At 56.7% G+C, this 21923-nt stretch carries 21 protein-coding genes and 2 pseudogenes; 17 read left to right on the plus strand and 6 right to left on the minus strand.

Going from position 1 to position 21923, the window contains the following annotated elements:
- Positions 1-35: 35 nt before the first annotated feature.
- From BN3796_RS11720 to BN3796_RS11735, 4 genes are all read right to left on the minus strand, one after another.
- Complete coding sequence (locus BN3796_RS11720) at positions 36-1289, minus strand: glycosyltransferase (protein WP_061708501.1); 1254 nt, start codon at positions 1287-1289, stop codon at positions 36-38.
- Complete coding sequence (locus tag BN3796_RS20580) at positions 1286-2566, minus strand: alpha-hydroxy-acid oxidizing protein (protein ID WP_407681203.1); 1281 nt, start codon at positions 2564-2566, stop codon at positions 1286-1288. The genes BN3796_RS11720 and BN3796_RS20580 overlap by 4 nt, the downstream gene beginning before the upstream one ends.
- Entirely contained in the window at positions 2557-3474 is a 918-nt protein-coding gene (locus BN3796_RS11730) for a polyprenyl synthetase family protein (RefSeq protein ID WP_061708503.1), read from the minus strand. Before BN3796_RS11730 ends, BN3796_RS20580 begins: the two co-directional genes overlap by 10 nt.
- Before the next feature lie 231 nt (positions 3475-3705).
- Positions 3706-5382 (minus strand): GIY-YIG nuclease family protein, encoded by a 1677-nt coding sequence (locus tag BN3796_RS11735; protein WP_061708504.1) that lies wholly within the window; start codon positions 5380-5382, stop codon positions 3706-3708.
- A gap of 508 nt (positions 5383-5890) precedes the next feature.
- Here BN3796_RS11735 and BN3796_RS20985 point away from each other — a divergent pair.
- Positions 5891-6099, plus strand: a pseudogene (locus BN3796_RS20985) (regulator).
- Between the two features lie 32 nt (positions 6100-6131).
- A pseudogene (locus BN3796_RS11740) lies at positions 6132-6254 on the plus strand (phage regulatory CII family protein); the annotation flags it as partial.
- Positions 6255-6268: 14 nt separating this feature from the next.
- Here the strand turns inward: BN3796_RS11740 and BN3796_RS11745 are convergent.
- On the minus strand, positions 6269-6511 hold the full coding sequence (locus BN3796_RS11745; protein ID WP_061708505.1) for a DUF7694 domain-containing protein: 243 nt from the start codon (positions 6509-6511) through the stop codon (positions 6269-6271).
- A 132-nt stretch (positions 6512-6643) separates the two neighbouring features.
- Here BN3796_RS11745 and BN3796_RS11750 point away from each other — a divergent pair, with 132 nt between their 5' ends.
- The 3 genes from BN3796_RS11750 to BN3796_RS11765 all read left to right on the plus strand — a co-directional run bounded on the left by BN3796_RS11750 (position 6644) and on the right by BN3796_RS11765 (position 8369).
- The gene (locus BN3796_RS11750; RefSeq protein ID WP_148381787.1) at positions 6644-7099 is read left to right on the plus strand and encodes a hypothetical protein; all 456 of its coding nucleotides are present in this window, start codon (positions 6644-6646) and stop codon (positions 7097-7099) included.
- A 2-nt stretch (positions 7100-7101) separates the two neighbouring features.
- Positions 7102-7623 (plus strand): DUF2778 domain-containing protein, encoded by a 522-nt coding sequence (locus BN3796_RS11755; RefSeq protein WP_061708507.1) that lies wholly within the window; start codon positions 7102-7104, stop codon positions 7621-7623.
- A 254-nt stretch (positions 7624-7877) separates the two neighbouring features.
- On the plus strand, positions 7878-8369 hold the full coding sequence (locus BN3796_RS11765; protein WP_061708508.1) for an Hcp family type VI secretion system effector: 492 nt from the start codon (positions 7878-7880) through the stop codon (positions 8367-8369).
- 288 nt (positions 8370-8657) lie between these two features.
- Here BN3796_RS11765 and BN3796_RS11770 read toward each other — a convergent pair whose 3' ends face one another.
- The gene (locus BN3796_RS11770; RefSeq protein ID WP_061708509.1) at positions 8658-10343 is read right to left on the minus strand and encodes an aspartate:alanine antiporter; all 1686 of its coding nucleotides are present in this window, start codon (positions 10341-10343) and stop codon (positions 8658-8660) included.
- 275 nt (positions 10344-10618) lie between these two features.
- Here BN3796_RS11770 and BN3796_RS11775 point away from each other — a divergent pair, with 275 nt between their 5' ends.
- From BN3796_RS11775 to BN3796_RS11830, 12 genes are all read left to right on the plus strand, one after another.
- Positions 10619-10987, plus strand: coding sequence for an inner membrane protein YbjM (locus BN3796_RS11775; RefSeq protein WP_061708510.1), 369 nt, complete (start codon positions 10619-10621; stop codon positions 10985-10987).
- A gap of 125 nt (positions 10988-11112) precedes the next feature.
- Positions 11113-11835 carry an oxygen-insensitive NADPH nitroreductase gene (nfsA, locus tag BN3796_RS11780; RefSeq protein ID WP_061708511.1) on the plus strand — a complete coding sequence of 241 codons (723 nt, stop codon included), beginning with the start codon at positions 11113-11115 and terminating at the stop codon, positions 11833-11835.
- 70 nt (positions 11836-11905) lie between these two features.
- Positions 11906-12808 (plus strand): 30S ribosomal protein S6--L-glutamate ligase, encoded by a 903-nt coding sequence (gene rimK / locus BN3796_RS11785; protein ID WP_061708512.1) that lies wholly within the window; start codon positions 11906-11908, stop codon positions 12806-12808.
- A gap of 62 nt (positions 12809-12870) precedes the next feature.
- A complete protein-coding gene (locus BN3796_RS11790; RefSeq protein ID WP_061708513.1) occupies positions 12871-13347 on the plus strand; it encodes a YbjN domain-containing protein in 477 nt (158 codons plus the stop codon).
- Positions 13348-13692: 345 nt separating this feature from the next.
- Positions 13693-14805, plus strand: coding sequence for a spermidine/putrescine ABC transporter substrate-binding protein PotF (potF, locus tag BN3796_RS11795; protein ID WP_061708514.1), 1113 nt, complete (start codon positions 13693-13695; stop codon positions 14803-14805).
- Positions 14806-14906: 101 nt separating this feature from the next.
- Complete coding sequence (gene potG / locus BN3796_RS11800; RefSeq protein WP_061708515.1) at positions 14907-16040, plus strand: putrescine ABC transporter ATP-binding subunit PotG; 1134 nt, start codon at positions 14907-14909, stop codon at positions 16038-16040.
- A 9-nt stretch (positions 16041-16049) separates the two neighbouring features.
- Entirely contained in the window at positions 16050-16997 is a 948-nt protein-coding gene (gene potH, locus BN3796_RS11805; protein WP_061708516.1) for a putrescine ABC transporter permease PotH, read from the plus strand.
- A complete protein-coding gene (gene potI, locus BN3796_RS11810; protein WP_061708517.1) occupies positions 16994-17839 on the plus strand; it encodes a putrescine ABC transporter permease PotI in 846 nt (281 codons plus the stop codon). The genes potH and potI overlap by 4 nt, the downstream gene beginning before the upstream one ends.
- Positions 17840-17881: 42 nt before the next feature.
- On the plus strand, positions 17882-18379 hold the full coding sequence (locus tag BN3796_RS11815; RefSeq protein WP_148381788.1) for a YbjO family protein: 498 nt from the start codon (positions 17882-17884) through the stop codon (positions 18377-18379).
- Positions 18380-18419: 40 nt separating this feature from the next.
- A complete protein-coding gene (rlmC, locus tag BN3796_RS11820; RefSeq protein ID WP_061708519.1) occupies positions 18420-19550 on the plus strand; it encodes a 23S rRNA (uracil(747)-C(5))-methyltransferase RlmC in 1131 nt (376 codons plus the stop codon).
- Positions 19551-19706: 156 nt separating this feature from the next.
- Positions 19707-20414, plus strand: a complete 708-nt coding sequence (locus tag BN3796_RS11825) for a response regulator transcription factor (RefSeq protein WP_061708520.1) — start codon at positions 19707-19709, stop codon at positions 20412-20414.
- The gene (locus tag BN3796_RS11830; RefSeq protein WP_061708521.1) at positions 20401-21861 is read left to right on the plus strand and encodes a sensor histidine kinase; all 1461 of its coding nucleotides are present in this window, start codon (positions 20401-20403) and stop codon (positions 21859-21861) included. The genes BN3796_RS11825 and BN3796_RS11830 overlap by 14 nt, the downstream gene beginning before the upstream one ends.
- The last annotated feature ends 62 nt before the right edge of the window (positions 21862-21923 follow it).

Below are 21923 nucleotides of genomic sequence, written 5' to 3' on the forward strand. Positions count from 1 at the left end.
GTTCAGTTCACTAAACATCCCTGTTGGCCTGTTGTTTAGCATATTGAACCCCTGACGACCGGCTGGCGCGTCTCCAGCGCCTGCTCCACGATAACCGCTCCCCGCGCCGCGCCACCGGCACGCTCCAGCTCCGCCCGCAGCGGCAGCAGGCGGTGACGATACTCCTCATCGGAAAGCAGATCGTACAGGCTTTCGGCAAACGCATCGTGACCGGCAAAACGCGACAGACGCCGCCCGATGCCGCAATATTCCACCCGCGCGGCGACGCCGGGCTGGTCAAAGGCGAGCGGGACGGCAAGCACCGGCGTGGCGGTAGCGATAGCATCCATCACCGTGTTCAGCCCCGCGTGGGTAATCACCACGCTGGCGCGCCGCAGCACGGCGGGCTGATCGGCAAAGTCCACCGTACGGGCACCGTCGTCCCGCAGACGGGCAGTCTGATGCACGTTAAGCCCTCCGCAGTGTGCAATCAGCAGGCGGATGCCGGTTTGCTGGCAGGCGCGGGCGATAGTGCGAAACAGGCGAAAGCGATGCCCCTGCAGCGTGCCCAGGGAGGCGAACGCCAGCGGCTGCTTTTCGCCCAGAGGCGGTAGCACCGCGGCGCGCAGCGGGCCCACGGCGTGAAAGCAGTCGGGAAGGCGGCGGGGAAAATCAAAGCCCGGCAGCGTCTGGGCCACCTGTGCCAGGGGAGAGAGGCAATCCTGCAGGCCCCGGCGCTCCCCCAGACCGAAGGCGCGGGCGTGGCGGGCGATAACCGCACCGTGGCTGCGCATCAGCCAGTCGTAAATTCTGGTGCTGGTCTGGTACCGTTTGCGGCTGCGCACATCCGTACCATAGCTGAAGGGCATTACCGCCAGCGGCAGCGTCTCGTCACGGTTAACCGGCAGCGCGCAGGCCACCGAGACAAAGGGCAGCCCCATCGCCTCGGCCACCAGCCCGCCCGCCGCCTCCATCTGATCGGCAATCACGCCATCAATGCCCGCCCGGGCAAACGCCGCGGGCAGTTCGCGACAGAGCGTATCGGTAGTCTGCGCCAGATGGTCAATCAGCCGGAACATCCCGGTGCCTGCGGGGTGCGCCATCAGGCGAAGGGTGTGCGCCAGCGGCGGCGAGCGCTCCTCGTCACCCACGGCGATAAACCCCGAGCGGGGATCGCGAAGCAGCGTTCGCGCCTGCGCCTGCTGGAAAAAGGTAATACGATGCCCGCGCGCCAGCAGCGGCTGAGCCAGCGCCTCTAACGCCCGTACGTGGCTGTATAAGGGGGGCGCAATAATCGCATAATGACTCATTCGACCCGTTCCAGCCTCGCCTGACGCAGCGCGCGCAGATCTGTGCTGCCGGTACAAAAACAGGCCACGCGCAGCTGCGCGATCAGCGTTTCGAAATGGGTAATCACCGCCTCGCTGGAGTGCAGGGCACTCTGCAGTACGCCCGCCGCCTGGCCAACGAGCGTGGCCCCCAGACGCAGCGCCTTGGCCACGTCGATACCGTCGGCGATACCGCCCGACGCGATAAGCGGCAGCTGCGGCAGCGCCTGGTGCAGATCCGCCAGCGCCCTGGCGGTGGGGATACCCCAGCCGGAGAAGGCCATCGCCACCGCGCGGGCCTGCGGCTCAGGTGCGCGTGCCGCCTCGATGGCCGCCCAGCTGGTGCCGCCCGCACCTGCCACGTCGAGCATGGCAACGCCGACATCGACAAGACGGCGCGCCACCGGCACCGACAGCCCGCCGCCCACCTCTTTCACTACCACCGGCACCGGCAGGGCCTGCACCGTTTTGCCGATCGCCTGCAGCACCCCTCGCCAGTCACGATCCCCTTCGTGTTGCAGCGCCTCCTGCAACGGGTTNCGGGCCTGCGGCTCAGGTGCGCGTGCCGCCTCGATGGCCGCCCAGCTGGTGCCGCCCGCACCTGCCACGTCGAGCATGGCAACGCCGACATCGACAAGACGGCGCGCCACCGGCACCGACAGCCCGCCGCCCACCTCTTTCACTACCACCGGCACCGGCAGGGCCTGCACCGTTTTGCCGATCGCCTGCAGCACCCCTCGCCAGTCACGATCCCCTTCGTGTTGCAGCGCCTCCTGCAACGGGTTGAGGTGGATAATCAGTGCATCCGCCTCCAGCGTCTCCACCGCCCGGCGGGCGTAGTCGAGGCCGTTTGCGCCTGCGATCTGCGCGGCGCCAAGATTAGCCATCAGCACGATATCGGGCGCCACCTCTCTGAGCGCTTTGGTCAGCCCCCGGCTGTCGTTCCCTTCCAGCGCCACGCGCTGCGAACCCACGCCCATCGCCAGCCCGAGCGCCTGCGCCGCCTGGGCCAGATGTCGGTTAATCGCATCGGCGCGGCTGGCACCCCCGGTCATGGAGCTTATCAGCAGCGGCGCGTTGAGCCTTCGGCCAAAGAGGGAGAGGCGCAGATCGATGGCGTCGAGATCCAGCTCCGGCAGGGCGCAGTGTTCGAAACGCCAGCGCTCAAAGCCGCTGGCGATAATTTTTTGGTCGGACGGGGGGTTTAGCACGATATCCAGATGATCGTTTTTACGCCGGGTAATCCTGCTCATGGGCACCCCGTGGTGGAAAGCGGCCCGTTCTGGCGGATAAGCGACATCTGGTTATCAAACCAGGCGTGTAAAAAACGGCGGGTCACGCTGCCGGTGTGGCAGGCGTGCGCGATATGTTCGTCGGCGCTGTGCATATGGTTGTGCAGCTTCTGCCAGACCGCATCGGCGCCCAGCATCGCCACCAGCGTCGATTTGCCGCGATCTTTATGGGGATCTTTCCCGGTGCTGTTCAGCCCGTCCGCCAGATCGTCCATAAGCTGAAAGGCCTGGCCCATATCGCGGGCAAAACAGCGCAGCCGCTCCTGCACGCCGGGGGAGGCGCTGGCGGCAATAGCCGCCATCTGCAGCGTGGCGTCAAAGAGACTGCTGGTTTTAAGGGTATTGGTGAGGATAATCGCCTCCGCATCCCGCGCCCGATCCCCTTCGCTGAGGTCGAGAAACTGCCCCTGCGCCAGCCCGAGATGGCCGATAGCGGTGGCCAGCTCCGCGATAGCACGAGATTTCGCCTCGCCCGGCAGGGCAGGCGTGCGGGAGATAACGCCAAAGGCGTGGCTTAACAGCGAGACGGCGGCGAGGATCGCCACGTTTTCCCCATACTGGCAGTGAATGGTCGGCCGCCCGCGGCGCAGCAGGGCGTTATCCATGCAGGGCATATCGTCCAGCATCAGGGAGGCGGCGTGCACCATCTCAACGGCGCAGGCCATATCCAGTAGTCCCGGCTGCTCCAGCGCGCAGCCCATATCCCGGGCGGTCAGCACCAGCAGCAGGGGGCGCATGCGTTTGCCCGTCCCCAGCGTGCCGTCGCGCATCGCCGCATAGACCTGCCCCATCTGTTCACCGGCAGGCAACAGCTCCTCCAGACGCCGCTCCAGCGCCTCTTGTGCTCGCTTTACATCATCTTCATGGCTGACCATCGTGCTATCCCGGTATCTGTAGTGGCTACATCCGCAAAGGAGGCAAAAACGCGCGCCAGTGGAAGATGTTTTAAAAGCGTAGCGTAAGATTTGGAGATTTTTGGAAAGGGGGCGGGGGGAGGAAGAAATTTACAAAAATTGAGGGGGGTGATAGATAGACCCTCATATTTGAGGGCCTAATTGTCAGCATTTATATAAAGAGGAGGATGGGGAAAAAGAAGAAATATACGGTCAGGCGACAACGAGCTCTTGATTTGCAGTAACGGACGCTATGCGTTCATTCTCAATTGCTATTGATTCTCTGTATTCCTTCGCCTCGGCAAACAGCGTCCAATGTGCATTGATATTCATATGTTCAATAGTCGACTTGATGTCTTTAATGCTAACGTTGAAGAACTCCTTGCGGGAATTAACCTTGTTGACTTGTTTTTCATTAAATACTTTATGCAGATGTTTTTCCAGAGACGGGGCATCATCACTGTAAATCATTGCATGTACATCAAAGGAAAATGGCACGCTAGCATCACCAAGTTCACGTACGCGATCTAGTGGCTCAAGGCGACGGGTCATCCCAATCTTATAAACGTTTTCACCGAAGGAGCCAATATTGCTGATAACGTACACATGACCTGAACGTGTTTGTTGCGCCATTGAAATAGCCCGTTGGTTTTTGGCTTCAGCTTCTTCATATTTGGCTTGTAGTTCTGCTAATTTTTGTTCAAGTACCAGACGCTGTTCTTCACCCGCCAGTAAGAGATCTTTAGTTGCTTTGTCAATGGCCTGCTGGATTGCCTTTTCTTCTTTTTCTGCTTCTTTTATAGCCTTTTCATATTCTCGACGAGCCTTTTCTTCTTCACGCAATTGCTCTTTGATTCTTCTTTGCTCTTCCTTTTCTTCAAGCATAATTTCATTTACCGCAACACCCCATTTAAGTTCGTTGAGTCGGGCTTGCAGATAGATATCAGTAATCTGTGCAGATCTGAATGCGGAGCCGTTATAATTTACTAGCTGAAAAGCATCCTTGATCTCTTGGGAAAGCTTACCAAAGTTGTTATGTTTTATTTTAGAAAGAGTGCTATCTACCTTACCATTAAAAGCATCTAATACAAATTTGATAGCTGTGGTTCGTCTGTTGTTTTCAACATAGTCGCAATTCGCTGCTTTGCTTGTTTTGATAAGTGATTTAGTGAGTTCCCTGGCTTTTTGCAACTCCTTTCCTGCATCGGTAAATTCATAATTTTCAGCAAGTTCGTCTAAAACGCTGCGGTTCGGAATTATCCATTCATCCCCATATCCTGCTATTTTATTTTTCATGGATTCAGCGACTGCCTTATATGTTTCTGCAAACTCTTTCGCTTCATAGGCAGAACCAGCAATTTCTTTCGCTCTGTTCTCTGCATCAGCAATTATTTTAAAGGCGTTATCATTTGCATTTGAAATTAACTCATCCGCTTTACTATTTGCTGTATCCAATCGTTCTTTGGCTTTTAATCTGGCTTCACGCGCATCTTTGGTAATAGATACTGCTTCGCTATTTGCGTTGCTAATTGTAAGTTGCGCCTGATAGTTTGCATCACGGAGGGTTTTAGAGGCTTTAATTTCTGCTTCGGTTATCTTTTGTTTAGCTATTGAATCAGCATTGTTGATCTTTTCCTCCGCAGCGACTACTGCGCTATGAAGTTCGTCATATTGCCACAGAGGTGCTGCTTTTTCTTCCAGTTCAGCGTGCTGGCATGTCACTTGCACCAGTTTTTCCTGGCTCTCTTGTAGCTCTTTAACAAGTTCTGAATTAATGACATTGAGAGTCGTAATCTCTGCTTTATGCTTCTTGCTCTCCTTGTATAAAATTACAGCAAGCAATGGAGCCATTAATGCTAATAAAAATACAATAATGATAAACAAATTCATTTCTAAATCCCTTTATTTTGTCGATTTGAAAAATATATGTTTCATAGATGTGTAATGGTTTTGTAAGGGGAGGGTATATACTGAGCGATTATCATGAATTTAAAATTTTAATCTTCTGTAAAAAATCATTTTATCACCAGAGAGCTTCCGATGATTATCAACGAGTGCCTTTTTAACTCTATGATGATTTGTTTGCTGGGAGTGATAAGGTTTAATCGGAAGAGATAATTACGATGGGTGAAAGAGTCCATTAAAAAAGAGCGAGCAACCTTCGAAAGGTTTGCGATTAGAAAGCTAGCACACGATGAACGAATACATAAACAGCGCTATCAGAGGCAAAAGTATCAAGCGGCTATCTATAAATTTTTGTGTGCTTTAACTCAACACTACAATGTATCACCCGGAAGCAGGCTGAAACATTTACATAGATATGAGGCAGGCAGCCCTAACCCGCTACCATGTACCAAACTAAATTCCCTCAGCCGTACAACCAAAGCTATGGAGGGGTATCAAAGACTACCTTGGTCTTACCCTCGATCTCTGTCAAAAGTGCAATGAACTCACTGGATTATCTATCGATACGATAAATGACATGCTTTCTGACGGACGCCGTAAACGTCATCGCCTACGTAAAGATAAAAGCGCGAGAAAGTGATTGTCAACATCGCAGCTATGACTATTGATGCGTTAACTGATTGCAATGTGACATTCAGTTGATGTGATTTTGAGACGTAGAGGGATTGCTTACTATGTTTGATTGCCGAACTTCCAAACGTGCAAATTTTGATGCAGCTTGCCGAGCGCTTGCGCTGTTGCACAATCTGGAAAAAGTGGCCGCTGCCGTTGGTATTCGGCCGCAGATCCTGCGCAATTAGTTGAACCCGATTCAACCGCACCGCCTGACCTGTGACGAGCTGCTGGCTATCACGTAATCCATATCATCCCATGTCGGCATGCGGTCCTTCATCGAAGCAGAGACGTGTTCCCAGTCCCCACCGTCGCTGGCGATGACCGTCAGGTTTTGCTTCGAGCCGTTCCTGCGCGGAATGACAAACAGGCCGTTATTACCATCCTCAGCGGTAGTGCTGAGAGGATCGGATTTAACACGATACTTTTCTGGAACGTTCATAAGTTAACTCCTTTATTTGGTTAAGATTTGCCTGGTCAATGTCTTAAAAAAACATCGATTGGGCATAAACATGATCTGGTTTCACCCTCCATACGGAATGCGGGCATACGCTGATGTGAATTGACACACTCGATGGAAGAAACAGGAATGAAGTTTTCAAGCGCAGTAATGGCATTAGCGCTGCTGGCACCGGTAGCAGGGAACGCAGCGAAAGATCACTCGATTGAGCTGAAGTGCGAGAAGATAAAGGTGACGGTCTTCGACAAAAAGGGGGCGATCTTTATTGATAGCATCCCGGGCAAGGACGGGCCTTCAAAAATGGATCACGTGAAGGCCGAGCAGATAGAAATGATGGGTTTCCCTGTTATTAAGACCCGATTCGTTGCCTGTCCGGAAATGGGCGGTACATATGGCTTATACAATCTTTATACGTACGATGACGGTCAGCCAGCCGTTCTCACCTCTGAATGGCTTAATGCCGATGACCAGCCAATGAGACCGGTAAAATCTTACGAATGTTCGAAGCCCGTCGAGAAGATGCAGACCATGCCGAATATCCAGTCCATCGGTGAGATGAGAGGCCAGTAAGCATGGCTTTAAATGGAACGTTGATACTTAACGGGGCTGATTACGCGCCCTTTAACCTTTATGGGGTGGGCGTGTTTATGGCTCACTCCGGCCAGGGTGCCTTTCGAAATAATGGCGCTTGTGGTGGAGTCAAAGACTCAGGCCCTATTCCGCCTGGTAAATACTGGATTGTTGATCGTGGCACTGGTGGATTCATTTCTTCATTGAAAGCGAAAGCACAGGACCAATGGAACAAAGTAAGGTCGGGTGCAGTATTTGGTCGTGATGAGTGGTTCGCGTTGTACAGGGATGACTTCGGTATAGACGATGGAACATGGGTTGATGATGTCCACCGGGGCTTGTTCAGGCTTCACCCGGGTACTATCTCCGAGGGTTGCATCACTATCGCTCATAACTCCGATTACGGGTTAATTAGAGACGCTTTGATGAATACAACGCTAATGCAGGTACCTTGCATGCGCTCTTTGATGGCTCGCGGTTGGATAGAGGTTATTGATGGTGGCTATACCAATATCTGCCCGTAAATGGGGCATCAGATTGCTCAAAACGGTCTGGTACCTGCTCATTAGCCTTGCAATTGCTCGTACGCTGGGCCCAACCGCTACCTATCTGGACCACGACGTAGCATCAGCAATATGCGACTTCATCTATGGTGATGTGAACGCAGAGACGATGTACGAAACATATACAAACATCGACATTTTGATAGTGCTTTCACTCACTACGGTGATTTATCTATTAACAATGAAGTTTATTAACAAAATAAGGAAAAAATGACATGCCTATTCCTCCCTATATGTGGCTCAAAGACGATGGCGGCGCCGATATTAAAGGCTCAGTAGATGTAAAAGACCGCGAAGGAAGCATCGAGATCATCGGGCTAAGTCACGGCATCAATTTACCAGTAGACAGGGCTAACGGTACGATCACCGGTACACGTCAGCACTCTTCTATGAGGATCGAAAAGGAGGTGGATAGCTCTACCCCTTATCTTTATAAAGCTGCCGCCACCGGCCAGGCGCTGAAAAGCGCAGAAATTAAGTTCTATCATATTAACGATGCCGGTCAGGAGGTGTGCTATTACACCGTGTTCATGGAGAATGTGAAGGTGACCGGGGTTAACTGTAGTGTGCCTAACGTGAAAATCGCGGCCAACGATAAAATTAATCACGTCGAAAGCGTCAGCTTGCAGTATGAGAAGATCACCTGGCGCATTGTTGACGGGAATATCCAGCACAGTGATGCGTGGAACGAGCGTGTGACCGCGTAAATTTAATAGTGATACCGGCACGCAGCGATGAGGATCGCTTCTTCTGTAATCTGACATACAAAAAAACTGTCGCCATAATGTCGACAATGACCAAATGTAACTGGTTGAATTTAAAAAGGTTGTTTTTTTAAGCCAACAAAAAACCCATCAACCTTGAACCAAAATGGCGGGGTTGATGGGCTCCACAAATTGGGGACATCAAAGAAAAGCAGTGGCACTAGTTATGACTGCCTCCCGCGAAAAAAGTTCTGTCCGTGACAAAAATATTTTCGCAGGGGCTGTCGCGGCTTATCCCAGTCCCGGCCAGATGATGATGATCAGCGTACCGGCGAGAGTCAGCAGCACGTTGGCGATGGCGTAGGTGCCCGCGTAGCCCAGCGCCGGAATGTTGCTGCGCGCGGTGTCGCTGATGATCTCCATCGCCGGGGCGCAGGTGCGGGCGCCCATCATCGCGCCGAAGAGCAGGGCGCGGTTCATGCGCAGCACGTAGGCGCCGAAGAGGAAGCAGATCACCACCGGCACCAGGCTGACGATTAATCCCGCCACCAGCATCTGCCAGCCGACCGCCCCCAGGCTGTGGCTGATGCCGCTGCCCGCGCTCAGCCCCACGCCCGCCATAAAGACCATCAGGCCAAACTCTTTCACCATGTTCAGCGCCCCCTGGGGGATATAGCCGAAGGTAGGGTGATTGGCACGCAGGAAGCCGAGCATAATGCCGGCGAAGAGCAGCCCGGCGGCGTTACCGATGCCGAAGCTAAAGTTGCTGAACTGGAAGGTGATCATGCCGATCATCAGGCCGACAATAAAAAAGGCGCAGAAGGCGAGCAGGTCGGTCACCTGGCTGTGAATGGAGATAAAGCCAATGCGATCCGCCACGGTTTTCACGCGGCGGGCGTCGCCGCTGACCTGCAGCACGTCGCCTTTGTTGAGCACCACGTTATCGTCGATCGGCATCTCAATCTGGCTGCGGATCACGCGGTTCAAAAAACAGCCGTGGTCGGTCAGCTTCAGCTGCGCCAGGCGGCGGCCCACGGCGTTATGGTTCTTGACCACAATCTCTTCGGTGACGATGCGCATATCCAGCAGGTCGCGGTCGAATACCTCTTTGCCGTTGCGAAAGCTCGGGTCGAGCCGCGCGTGGGCATCCGGGTAACCCACCAGCGCGATATCATCCCCCATCTGCAGTACCGCGTCGCCGTCCGGGTTCGCCAGAATGCCGTTACGACGGATGCGCTCGATGTAGCAGCCGGTCTGCCGGTAGATACCAAGTTCGCGCAGGTTTTTTCCATCCGCCCATGCCACCAGCTCCGGCCCGACGCGATAGGCGCGGATCACCGGCAGGTAGACCTTGCGCTTGCTGTCGGTATCCAGACCGCGTTCGCGGGCGATTTGCTGGGCGCTGGTCTGCAGATCCTGGTGCTGCAGCCTGGGCAGATAGCGCGCGCCGACAATCAGGCTCACAAGGCCGATAAGATAGGTCAGGGCATAGCCCAGGCTAAGATGATCAAGCGCAATGGAGAGGTCGGCGCTGCTCATTCCGAAGTGGCGCAGGGTATCGCCCGCGCCCACCAGCACCGGGGTGGAGGTCATGGAGCCCGCCAGCATCCCCGCCGTCAGGCCGATATCCCAGCCAAAGAGCTTGCCCAGCCCCAGGGCAATCAGCAGGGCGCTGCCGACCATCACCAGCGCCAGCATCAGGTAGTTCTTGCCGTCGCGAAAGAAAATCGAAAAAAAGTTCGGACCCGCTTCCACGCCGACACAAAAAATAAACAGCATAAAACCGAGGTTTAGCGCGTCCGTGTTAATGGCGAAATGTTGCTGGCCTAATAATAATGAAACGACTAAAACGCCAATGGAATTACCAAGTTGGATTGATCCGAGGCGTAATTTGCCCAGACATAAACCCAGCGCGAGTACCACAAATAATAACAGGATGTAATTCCCATTTAACAAGTCTGCGACGTTTATATTCACGGAGGCTAACTTCTTGTTTACGAGTAAGTTGTTGAATAAAAGGGCTATTTGGGCTACTGTTTTGAGGCCGAAGGGAAATTTTGAACATTCCGTGCGCTCATCAGTTCATCCCTAAAACAATATCAGGCGATTAGTGTAATCGTATTAATTATCAACGGCTAGTAGTTCTCGCGCATCGCTGTGCGCGTATGGCAAGGATTGCCACACAGCTTTATCTGACTGGGCGTCCACTGGACGAGAGGGTATTTGATAGAGAAGGTGTCAGGAGGGATGGAGTGAGCATTAAGCGAAGCTGGATTGGGGTTATCTGCTGTTTTTTACTCTTCACCGTAGTGTGTCTTTCATTGACCTTTCATCTGAAAGGCGCGTTTCGCGAATCGGGGCGACCTGAGCTGGGGCTGCTCTTTTTTATCTTACCGGGCGTCATCGCGAGCTTTTTTTCGCGCGGGGAAGAGGTGACGAAATGCCTGCTGGGGGCGATACTGGCCGCACCCGTCTGCCTGGTGCTGACGCGGCTGCTGTTTGTCACGTCGCGGTCGTTTCTGCAGGAGCTGGCCTGGCTGTTGAGCGGCGTTTTCTGGTGCGCCCTCGGCGCGCTCTGCTTTCTCTTTATCCGCACCTTTATCCGGCATTATCGGCGCTGATAACCGCCCTCACAGTCAGAGCGTGGTTCCGCTCGCCCGTTTCAGGCTATCTTTCGCCAATTACAGCTTCGTCATCTTTGCCTATACTGGCTTCCACTGTTTATAAGAGTCAGAAGAGAGACGAGATGACGCCGACAATCGATCTGTTACGTTCCCACCGTTCTATCCGCCATTTTACCGATCAGCCGATCGACGACGAGCAGCGGGCGGCCATTGTCGCCAGCGCACAGGCCGCATCCAGCTCCAGCTTCCTGCAGTGTACCTCCATTATCCGCGTCACCGATCCCGCCATGCGCGAAGAGCTGGTCACCCTCACCGGCGGCCAGCAGCACGTGGCCCAGGCGGCGGAGTTTTGGGTTTTCTGCGCTGATTTTAACCGTCATCTGCAGATTTGTCCGGACGCGCAGCTGGGGCTGGCGGAACAGCTGCTGCTGGGGGTGGTCGATACCGCCATGATGGCACAAAACGCCATGACGGCGGCGGAGTCGCTGGGTCTTGGCGGCGTCTATATCGGCGGTATCCGTAACAGCATTGAACAGGTGACCGGGCTGCTGAAGCTGCCGAAGCACGTCCTGCCGCTGTTCGGCCTCTGCCTTGGCTGGCCCGACGATAACCCGGACATCAAGCCGCGCCTGCCTGCCGCGCTGGTGATGCATGAAAACCACTATCAGCCGATGGATAGCGAACTGCTGGCGCAGTATGACGAGGAGCTGGCCCACTACTACATGACGCGCGGCAGCAACAACCGTCGCGATACCTGGAGCGACCATATCCGCCGCACCATCATTAAAGAGAGCCGGCCGTTTATCCTCGACTATCTGCACAAACAGGGCTGGGCAACACGATAGCCCATTCATCCTGCGCCTTCCTGCGTGTATGATACGCAGGCATTGGCTAAGTCCTTTAGAGAGGTGCAGGGTGAAAATCGCCATATTGTCCCGGGATGGAACGCTCTATTCATGTAAACGGCTGATGGAGGCGGCGAAAGCGCGCGGTCATCAGCCAGATATTCTCGATCCGCTGTCGTGCTATATGAATATCAGTCCGGCCGCCTCGTCGATTCACTACAAAGGGCGCCAGCTGCCCCACTATGACGCGGTGATCCCGCGCATCGGCTCCCAGATCACCTTCTACGGCACCGCCGCCCTGCGCCAGTTCGAAATGCTCGGCAGCTATCCCCTGAATGAATCGGTCGCCATTACCCGCGCCCGGGACAAGCTGCGTTCGTTGCAGCTGCTGGCCCGCCAGGGGATCGATCTGCCGGTTACCGGCATCGCCCACTCCCCGGACGATACCCGCGATCTGATCGACATGGTGGGCGGCGCGCCGCTGGTGGTAAAGCTGGTGGAAGGAACGCAGGGCATTGGCGTGGTGCTGGCGGAGACGCGGCAGGCGGCGGAAAGCGTCATCGACGCCTTTCGCGGGCTCAATGCCCATATCCTGGTGCAGGAGTATATTGCCGAGGCGAAGGGGTGCGATATCCGCTGTCTGGTGGTCGGCAACGAGGTAGTTGCCGCCATTGAGCGCCAGGCGAAGGAGGGCGATTTTCGCTCCAATTTGCACCGGGGCGGCGTGGCGCGTGTCGCCACTATTACCGCCCGGGAGCGGGAGATCGCGATCCTGGCCGCCCAGACGCTGGGGCTGGACGTCGCCGGGGTGGATATTCTGCGTGCCCGCCGCGGGCCGCTGGTGATGGAGGTTAACGCCTCCCCCGGTCTGGAGGGCATCGAGACCACCACCGGCATCGACATTGCGGGTAAGATGATCCAGTGGATCGAACAACACGCCACGCCGGGCTTTTGCCTGAAAACGGGCGGCTGAATAGCAAGCAACGGAATTTTTGCGTACTCTACGCACCGTAATTAATTAAAGAGGCTGAGTGTATGGATTTACAGGTCGTTCCCACGCTGGATACGTTACGTCAATGGCTTGATGAAGCGGGCATTACCTTTTTCGAGTGCGACGCCTGCCAGGCGCTGCATCTGCCGCATATGCAAAATTTTGACGGTGTATTCGACGCCAAAGTTGACCTGATCAACGACATCATCCTTTTCACCGCCCTGGCGGAGGTAAAACCTTCGGCGCTGCTGGCGCTGGCGTCGGACCTGTCGGCAATCAACGCCAGTTCGCTGACGGTCAAAGCGTTTCTCGATATACAGGATGATAATCTGCCAAAGCTGGTGGTTTGCCAGTCTTTATATGCCGCTGTTGGGCTATCTTTTAAGCAGTTTGCCGCCTTTATGCGCCAGAGTGAGGAGCAGATTTCCATGGTGATGCTGGAGGCCAGCGCCCATCATCTGCTCTTTACCGCCGAGGACGACGGCGAGAATAATCATTCATCTGAGCCTTTCCTGCACTAAGCCTGCCTGGCTGACGGGTGGCCGCTGCCTGGCGGCTACCTTCTGCCATTTTATCTGCTGCGTTTAACCCTCTTTTAAAGAATATTTAACCTCCTTTCTCGCCGATAGACGCGTGTGGATCGACTCTTCGTGCATAAAAAATTGATAAAAGGCGTTTTTTAAGCTGGGCTATAGCCTGGGACACGGGCTACAGTTATCCTTGCGAAGCTTAAAAAAGCGAGCACAACTGGCGATGTTTTTTAACGTTTGTCAGGGGCAGAGCGACAAAATATGCACGGTTCTTGCATATCTTCGAATGCACAGAATGAGTTCGTCGATTAACGGGCTTTAAGAAGGAATAACAATATGATCGCCTTGAACAAAAAATGGTTATCGGGTCTGGTTGCGGGTGCTCTGATGGCTGTCTCTGCCGGTACGCTCGCTGCAGAACAAAAAACGCTGCACGTCTACAACTGGTCTGATTATATCGCCCCGGATACGGTGGCGAATTTTGAAAAAGAGACCGGAATAAAAGTGGTTTATGACGTGTTCGACTCCAACGAGGTGCTGGAAGGTAAGCTAATGGCGGGCAGCACCGGTTTCGATCTGGTGGTTCCTTCCGCCAGCTTCCTGGAGCGCCAGCTGACGGCGGGGGTCTTTCAGCCGCTGGATAAGAGCAAGCTGCCGGGCTGGAAAAACCTCGACCCGGAAGTGCTGAAGCTGGTGGCTAAACACGATCCCGAGAATAAATACGCCATGCCTTACCTGTGGGCGACCACCGGTATCGGCTATAACGTCGATAAAGTGAAAGCGGTGCTGGGCAATGACGTCAAGCTGGATAGCTGGGACGTGGTGCTGAAGCCGGAAAACCTCGAGAAGCTGAAAAGCTGCGGCGTCTCTTTCCTGGATGCGCCGGAAGAGATCTTCGCCACCGTGCTTAACTACCTGGGCAAAGATCCCAACAGCACCCGGGCCGATGACTATACCGGCCCGGCGACCGATCTGCTGCTGAAGCTGCGCCCGAATATCCGCTACTTCCACTCGTCCCAGTACATTAACGATCTGGCTAACGGCGACATCTGCGTGGCGATCGGCTGGGCAGGGGATGTCTGGCAGGCGGCTAACCGCGCGAAAGAGGCGAAAAACGGCGTGAATGTCTCCTACTTCATCCCGAAAGAGGGGGCGCTGGCCTTCTTCGACGTCTTCGCCATGCCGGCTGATGCGAAAAACAAAGAGGAAGCGTATCAGTTCCTCAACTACCTGATGCGCCCGGAGGTGATTGCGCATATCAGCGACCACGTCTACTACGCCAATGGTAACAAGGCCTCCGTGCCGCTGGTCAGCGAAGCGATCCGCACTAACCCGGCTATTTATCCCCCGGCGGATGTCTTTGCCAAGCTCTTCACCCTGAAGGTTCAGGAACCGAAAATTGACCGCGTACGTACCCGTGCGTGGACTAAGGTGAAAAGCGGTAAGTAATTTTCCGTGAGTTGTAAGCCGGGCAGGCGTAAGCGCTGCCCGGCGACGCGCACCCCAACGGTGCGTTTGCACCAGTTTTGATTTCTGCCGGAGAGCACCCCGTGAATGACGCGATCCCCCGCCCGCAGGCGAAACCCCACAAAGCGCTGACCCCGCTGCTTGAAATCCGTAACCTGACCAAATCTTTCGACGGCCAGCACGCCGTGGATGATGTCAGTCTGACTATCTACAAGGGCGAAATCTTCGCGCTGCTTGGCGCCTCCGGCTGCGGAAAATCGACGCTGCTGCGCATGCTGGCCGGATTTGAACAGCCCACCGCCGGGCAGATTGTGCTTGATGGCGTCGATCTCTCCCGCGTGCCGCCCTATCAGCGCCCGATCAATATGATGTTTCAGTCCTACGCGCTGTTTCCGCATATGACGGTGGAGCAGAACATCGCCTTTGGTCTGAAGCAGGACAAACTGCCGAAGGCGGAGATCGACGCCCGGGTGAGCGAAATGCTGAGCCTCGTGCATATGCAGGAGTTTGCGAAGCGCAAGCCGCACCAGCTCTCCGGCGGCCAGCGTCAGCGCGTGGCGCTGGCCCGCAGCCTCGCGAAACGGCCAAAGCTGCTGCTGCTTGACGAGCCGATGGGGGCGCTGGATAAAAAGCTGCGCGACCGTATGCAGCTGGAGGTGGTGGATATCCTGGAGCGCGTGGGGGTGACCTGCGTGATGGTAACCCATGACCAGGAAGAGGCGATGACCATGGCCGGACGCATCGCCATTATGAACCGCGGCAAGTTCGTGCAAATCGGCGAGCCGGAGGAGATCTACGAGCATCCCACCACCCGCTACAGCGCCGAGTTTATCGGCTCGGTTAACGTCTTTGAGGGGCTGTTAAAAGCGCGCCAGGAGGATGGGCTGGTGATTAGCTCCCCGGGACTAGTGCATCCCCTGAAGGTCGATCCCGACGTTTCGGTGATGGACAACGTGCCGGTTTACGTCGCCCTGCGCCCGGAAAAAATTATGCTCTGCGACGAGCCGCCCGCCGATGGCTATAACTTTGCCGTGGGTGAGGTGGTCCACATCGCCTATCTGGGCGATCTCTCTATCTATCACGTTCGGCTGAAAAGCGGGCAGATGCTAAGCGCCCAGCTGCAGAACGAACACCGCTACCGTAAAGGGCTGCCGACCTGGGGCGACGAAGTGCGTCTCTGCTGGGATGCGGACAGCTGCGTTGTGCTGACGGTATAAGGAGCGGCCATGAGTAAACCTGAACCGCCAGCCCGCGCGCCGGGCGGCTTTTCCCGCTGGCTTGCCCACCTGCAGATGGCGCACGGGCGCAAGCTGGTGATCGCCATGCCTTACCTCTGGCTGATCCTGCTCTTTTTATTGCCCTTTTTAATTGTCTTTAAGATAAGCCTCGCGGAGATGGCGCGGGCAATCCCGCCTTACACCGACCTGATGGAGTGGGCTGACGGGCAGCTCTCCATTACGCTCAACCTCGGGAATTTTCTACAGCTAACCGATGATCCGCTCTATGCGGAGGCCTACCTGCAGTCGCTGCAGGTGGCGGCGATCTCGACCATCTGCTGCCTGCTGCTGGGCTATCCGCTCGCCTGGGCGGTGGCGCACAGCAAGTCGTCGACGCGCAACATTCTGCTGCTGCTGGTGATCCTCCCCTCGTGGACCTCGTTTCTGATCCGCGTCTATGCCTGGATGGGGATCCTGAAAAACAACGGCGTGCTCAACAACTTTCTGCTCTGGCTCGGCGTAATCGACCAGCCACTGACTATTCTGCACACCAATCTGGCGGTCTATATCGGCATCGTCTACGCCTATCTGCCGTTTATGGTGCTGCCCATCTACACCGCCCTGACGCGTATCGACTACTCGCTGGTGGAGGCGTCGCTGGATCTGGGCGCCAGGCCGCTGAAAACCTTTTTCAGCGTGATTGTGCCGCTCACGAAAGGGGGCATTATTGCCGGGTCGATGCTGGTCTTTATTCCGGCGGTGGGGGAGTTTGTTATTCCGGAACTGCTCGGCGGGCCGGACAGCATTATGATTGGCCGCGTGCTATGGCAGGAGTTCTTTAATAACCGCGACTGGCCGGTCGCCTCGGCGGTGGCCATTGTCATGCTGCTGCTGCTGATTGTGCCGATCATGTGGTTCCATAAACATCAGCAAAAACAGACGGGGGAACAGGGATGAACAATCTGCCGGTTGTGCGCTCCCCGTGGCGCACTCTTATTCTGGTGCTCGGCTTTACCTTTCTCTATGCGCCGATGCTGATGCTGGTGATCTACTCCTTCAACAGCTCAAAGCTGGTGACGGTCTGGGCGGGGTGGTCCACCCGCTGGTACGGCGAGCTGTTTCGCGATGAGGCGATGATGAGCGCTGTAGGCTTAAGCCTGACCATCGCCGCCTGCGCCGCCACGATGGCGGCGATCCTCGGCACCATCGCGGCGGTGGTAATGGTACGCTTCGGGCGCTTTCGCGGCGCTAACGGCTTCGCCTTTATGATCACCGCGCCGCTGGTTATGCCGGATGTGATCACCGGCCTGTCGCTGCTGCTGCTGTTTGTCGCCCTGGCCCACGCCATCGGATGGCCGGCGGACCGCGGCATGCTCACTATCTGGCTGGCGCACGTTACCTTCTGTACCGCCTACGTGGCGGTGGTTATCTCCTCGCGCCTGCGGGAGCTGGACCGCTCCATCGAAGAGGCGGCGATGGATCTGGGGGCGACGCCGCTGAAGGTCTTTTTTGTCATCACCCTGCCGATGATTATGCCGGCGGTGGTGTCGGGCTGGCTGCTGGCGTTTACCCTCTCGCTGGACGATCTGGTGATCGCGAGCTTCGTCTCCGGTCCGGGGGCGACCACGCTGCCGATGCTGGTCTTCTCCAGCGTGCGTATGGGGGTCAACCCGGAGATTAACGCCCTGGCGTCTATTATTCTTGGCGTGGTGGGAATTGTCGGATTTATTGCCTGGTATCTGATGGCGCGCGCGGAAAAGCAGCGGATACGCGATATCCAGCGTGCAAGACGCGGCTGAAGCATCTAAAATTCCCGGTGATGTGCCGCGCCCGTCGCGGCACTGTTTTTCAGGGAAGCAAAAACAGTGGGATTTTTAACGAAAACCAGCTATTCGCATGCTCGTCTGAACGTTCCTGCTCTGGTGCAGGTGGCGGCGCTCGCCATTATTTTAATTCGCTGCCTCGACCTGCTGATGATCTTTAACCTGCTCGGCGTGCGCGGCGTCAATGAGTTTGTTCACCGCAGCGTGCAGACCTGGAGTCTGACGCTGGTTTTTTTCGCCAGCCTGATGTTGGTATTTACCGAGATCTACTGCGCCTTTTCGCTGGTAAAAGGGAAGAGCTGGGCGCGCTGGATCTACCTGCTGACCCAGATTGTCGCGACCGGCTATCTCTGGGCCGCCTCGCTGGGCTATGGCTATCCTGAGCTGTTCAGCATTGCGGGCGAAACAAAGGGGGAAATCTTCCACTCGCTGGTAATGCAAAAATTGCCCGACATGCTGGTGCTCTTCCTGCTGTTTGTTCCCGCCGCCAGCCGACGGTTCTTCCGCCTGCAATAATGTGTATAATCGCAGCCCTCGTTATCCTTAAGGTTTTTCTATGCAGTGCGCACTCTATGACGCCGGGCTTTGCCGATCCTGCCAGTGGATTGAAGAGCCGGTTCCCCGACAGCTTGACGCCAAAATGGCCGACCTCCGCCAGCTGCTTGCCGGGCATGCGGTGGGGGAGTGGTGCGCACCCGTCAGCGGGCCGGAGCAGGGCTTTCGTAATAAAGCAAAAATGGTGGTCAGCGGCAGCGTCGAAAAACCGCTGCTGGGGATGCGCCACCGCGACGGCACCCCGCAGGATTTAACAGCGTGTCCGCTCTATCCCGCCTCGTTTGCTCCCGTCTTTGCCGCGCTGAAGCCCTTTATCGCCCGCGCGGGCTTAACGCCCTATAACATCGAGCGCCGACGCGGCGAACTGAAATACCTGCTGCTCACTGAAAGCCAGCTCGACGGCGGCATGATGCTGCGCTTTGTGCTGCGCTCGGAGAGCAAGCTCGCCCAGCTGCGCGCGGCGCTGCCCTGGCTGCGACAGCAGCTGCCGCAGCTGAAGGTGATTACGGCGAATATTCAGCCGGTGCATATGGCCATTATGGAAGGGGAGCAGGAGATCTACCTGACGGCGGATGAGGTGCTGGCGGAGCGGTTTAACAACGTGCCGCTCTGGATCCGCCCGAAAAGCTTCTTTCAGACCAACCCGACGGTGGCCAGCGCCCTGTACGCCACCGCCCGCGACTGGGTGCGCCCGCTCCCTGTCCGCCATATGTGGGATCTCTTCTGCGGCGTCGGCGGTTTTGGCCTGCACTGCGCCACCCCCGATATGCGGCTGACCGGCATAGAGATCTCCGCCGAGGCGATCGCCTGCGCGACGCGCTCCGCCGCCGAACTGGGGCTGACGAATCTGCACTTCCAGGCGCTGGATTCAACTCGTTTTGCCACCGCGCAGGAGAGCGTGCCGGATCTGGTGCTGGTCAACCCGCCACGCCGCGGCATCGGGGAAGTGCTCTGCGACTATCTGAGCCAGATGGCGCCGCAGTTTATTATCTACTCCAGCTGCAACGCGCAGACGATGGCAAAAGATATCGCCAGCCTGGCGAACTACCGCATCGCCCGCGTTCAGCTTTTCGATATGTTCCCGCACACCGCCCATTACGAAGTGTTGACGCTGTTGGTTAAAAACGGTTAACCGCGTAGTGCCCGGTGGCGCTGCGCTTACCGGGCCTGCGATCTGGAGCAGGCCGGGTAAGGCGAAGCCGCCGCATAATGTTCAACAAAATGTGAACTCTTCCCCCCTGTGAAATCAGGTAAGCTTAAGCCATCAGAACTGACCAAAGGTTTACCGATGAAGCAGATCCTGCTGGTGGAAGATGACAGCGACATCGCCGCGCTGCTGCGTCTGAATTTAGAAGATGAAGGCTACGCCATTACCCATGTGGCGGACGGGGCGCAGGCGATCGCCTGCCTTGAAGAGCGGCTCTGGGATGCCGCCATTCTCGATTTGATGCTGCCGGGGGTGGACGGACTGGAGATTTGCCGCCGCATCCGTCAACAAACCCGCTACCTGCCGGTGATTATCATCAGCGCCCGCAGCAGTGAAACCGACCGGATTACCGGGCTGGAAAACGGCGCCGATGACTATCTGGCAAAACCCTTCTCCGTCCAGGAGCTGATTGCGCGCATCCGGGCGCTGTTTCGGCGCCAGCAGGCGATGGCGCAGGCGCAAAGCGGTGAACAAATTCATGCCCACGGCATGGTGCTCGACCCGCTGACCCGCAGCGTTCGCCTGCACGGGCAGGAGGTCGATCTCACGCCGCGCGAGTTCGAACTGCTCTGGTTTTTCGCCCGTCATCCCGGGCAGGTTTTTTCGCGCCTGGCGCTGCTGGAGCAGGTGTGGGGCTATCAGCATGAAGGTTACGAACACACTGTTAATACCCACATCAACCGTCTGCGCATCAAGATTGAGAAAGAGGCGGCAGAGCCGGAGATCATCCGTACCGTCTGGGGAAAAGGCTACAAATTTGCGGAGATAAACCCGGATGCGGCGGTTTAGCCTTGGGCAGCGCCTGACGCTGCTCTTTATTCTGCTGCTGATGCTCTGCGCGGCGGTCGCCTGCGCCGTACAGCTCTGGGCCAGCACACAGTATGGCAACGCGATGGTGCAGCGTCTCTCCGGCGGGCTGGCGCAGCAGATTGCCCGGCACGAGCCGATCCTCGACGCCCGGGGCAATGTCGACCGCCGCACGCTGAGGCCGCTCTTTGACCGGCTGATGACCTTTAACCCGAGCGTTGAGCTGTACGTCATCTCCCCCGACGGCGACCTGCTGGCCGATGGCGCGCCGCCGGGCCATATCCAGCGTCAGAAAATTGCCATTGCGCCGGTGCAGGCATTTCTCGGCGGGGCGCCGATGCCGGTGCTGGGCGACGATCCCCGCAGCCAGCATCAGAAAGTGTTCAGCGCCACGCCGCTGCGTCAGGAGGGGGTGCTGAAAGGCTACCTCTATATTATTTTGCAGGGGGAGGAGTCCAACGCGCTGGCGGCGATGGCCTGGCGCCAGGCGCTCTGGAGTACGGCGCTCTGGTCGCTGCTGCTGGTGGCGCTCTTTGGCCTGCTGGCGGGATTACTGGCCTGGTACTGGGTCACGCGCCCGGTGAAGCAACTCACCGCCGAAGTGGCGGGGCAGGAGAACATCACCGCCATCAAAGCGCTGGCGGCGCAGCCGTTGCAGCCTGCTGACGGTAATGAGGTGGCGCAGCTGCGGAACACCTTTATCGGGCTGGCGCGCAAGATCGCGACCCAGTGGGATCAGCTTGCCGACAGCGATCGCCAGCGCCGGGAGTTTATCGCCACGCTCTCTCACGATCTGCGCACGCCGCTCACCTCCCTGCTGGGCTATCTGGAGACGCTCTCCCTGAAGGCAACCAGCCTGACGCCGCAGGAGCAGCAGCACTATCTTGCCACGGCGATGCGTCAGGGGCAGAAAGTACGTCATCTCTCGCAGCAGCTCTTTGAGCTGGCGCGGCTGGAGTATGGCGGGATTAAGCCGCAGCGGGAGCGCTTCGCGATGGGCGAGCTGGTTTCCGACGTGGCGCAGAAGTTTGAGCTAACGGCCCGCACGCGCGAGCTGAATCTGCATATTGACGTGCCCGGGCCGCTGCCGCTGGTGAACGCCGATGTGTCGATGATTGAGCGCGTAATGACGAATTTGCTGGATAACGCCATACGCCATACCCCTGTAGGCGGGGAGATCCGTCTGACGGTGTGGCAGGAGAACGCACAGCTGCAGGTTGAGGTGGCGGATAGCGGAACGGGCGTGGACGCCGCGCTACGCGACGATCTCTTTCAGCGTCCTTCTGTGTTAAATCCGCAGGCATCGCGGGAGAATCGGGGAGGATTAGGGCTGCTTATCGTCAAAAGGATGCTGGAGCTGCACGGCGGCGGGATCAGGCTGATGGATTCGGTAAGCGGAGCGCGTTTTCGCTTCTTTGTACCGCTGTAGAAGTGCCGGATGGCGCTGCGCTAATCCGGCCTGCAGACCACCCCCGCAGGCCAGACCACCCG

This window comes from Pseudenterobacter timonensis (assembly GCF_900021175.1).
Lineage (GTDB): Bacteria > Pseudomonadota > Gammaproteobacteria > Enterobacterales > Enterobacteriaceae > Enterobacter > Enterobacter timonensis.

Coding starts and splice junctions, on each gene's coding strand:
- BN3796_RS11720 (WP_061708501.1), bottom strand. CDS start 1,289: ATGAGTCATTATGCGATTATTGCGCCCCCCTTATACAGCCACGTACGG.
- BN3796_RS11730 (WP_061708503.1), bottom strand. CDS start 3,474: ATGGTCAGCCATGAAGATGATGTAAAGCGAGCACAAGAGGCGCTGGAG.
- BN3796_RS11735 (WP_061708504.1), bottom strand. CDS start 5,382: ATGAATTTGTTTATCATTATTGTATTTTTATTAGCATTAATGGCTCCA.
- BN3796_RS11745 (WP_061708505.1), bottom strand. CDS start 6,511: ATGAACGTTCCAGAAAAGTATCGTGTTAAATCCGATCCTCTCAGCACT.
- BN3796_RS11750 (WP_148381787.1), top strand. CDS start 6,644: ATGGAAGAAACAGGAATGAAGTTTTCAAGCGCAGTAATGGCATTAGCG.
- BN3796_RS11755 (WP_061708507.1), top strand. CDS start 7,102: ATGGCTTTAAATGGAACGTTGATACTTAACGGGGCTGATTACGCGCCC.
- BN3796_RS11765 (WP_061708508.1), top strand. CDS start 7,878: ATGCCTATTCCTCCCTATATGTGGCTCAAAGACGATGGCGGCGCCGAT.
- nfsA (WP_061708511.1), top strand. CDS start 11,113: ATGACGCCGACAATCGATCTGTTACGTTCCCACCGTTCTATCCGCCAT.
- BN3796_RS11790 (WP_061708513.1), top strand. CDS start 12,871: ATGGATTTACAGGTCGTTCCCACGCTGGATACGTTACGTCAATGGCTT.
- potF (WP_061708514.1), top strand. CDS start 13,693: ATGATCGCCTTGAACAAAAAATGGTTATCGGGTCTGGTTGCGGGTGCT.
- potH (WP_061708516.1), top strand. CDS start 16,050: ATGAGTAAACCTGAACCGCCAGCCCGCGCGCCGGGCGGCTTTTCCCGC.
- potI (WP_061708517.1), top strand. CDS start 16,994: ATGAACAATCTGCCGGTTGTGCGCTCCCCGTGGCGCACTCTTATTCTG.
- rlmC (WP_061708519.1), top strand. CDS start 18,420: ATGCAGTGCGCACTCTATGACGCCGGGCTTTGCCGATCCTGCCAGTGG.
- BN3796_RS11825 (WP_061708520.1), top strand. CDS start 19,707: ATGAAGCAGATCCTGCTGGTGGAAGATGACAGCGACATCGCCGCGCTG.
- BN3796_RS11830 (WP_061708521.1), top strand. CDS start 20,401: ATGCGGCGGTTTAGCCTTGGGCAGCGCCTGACGCTGCTCTTTATTCTG.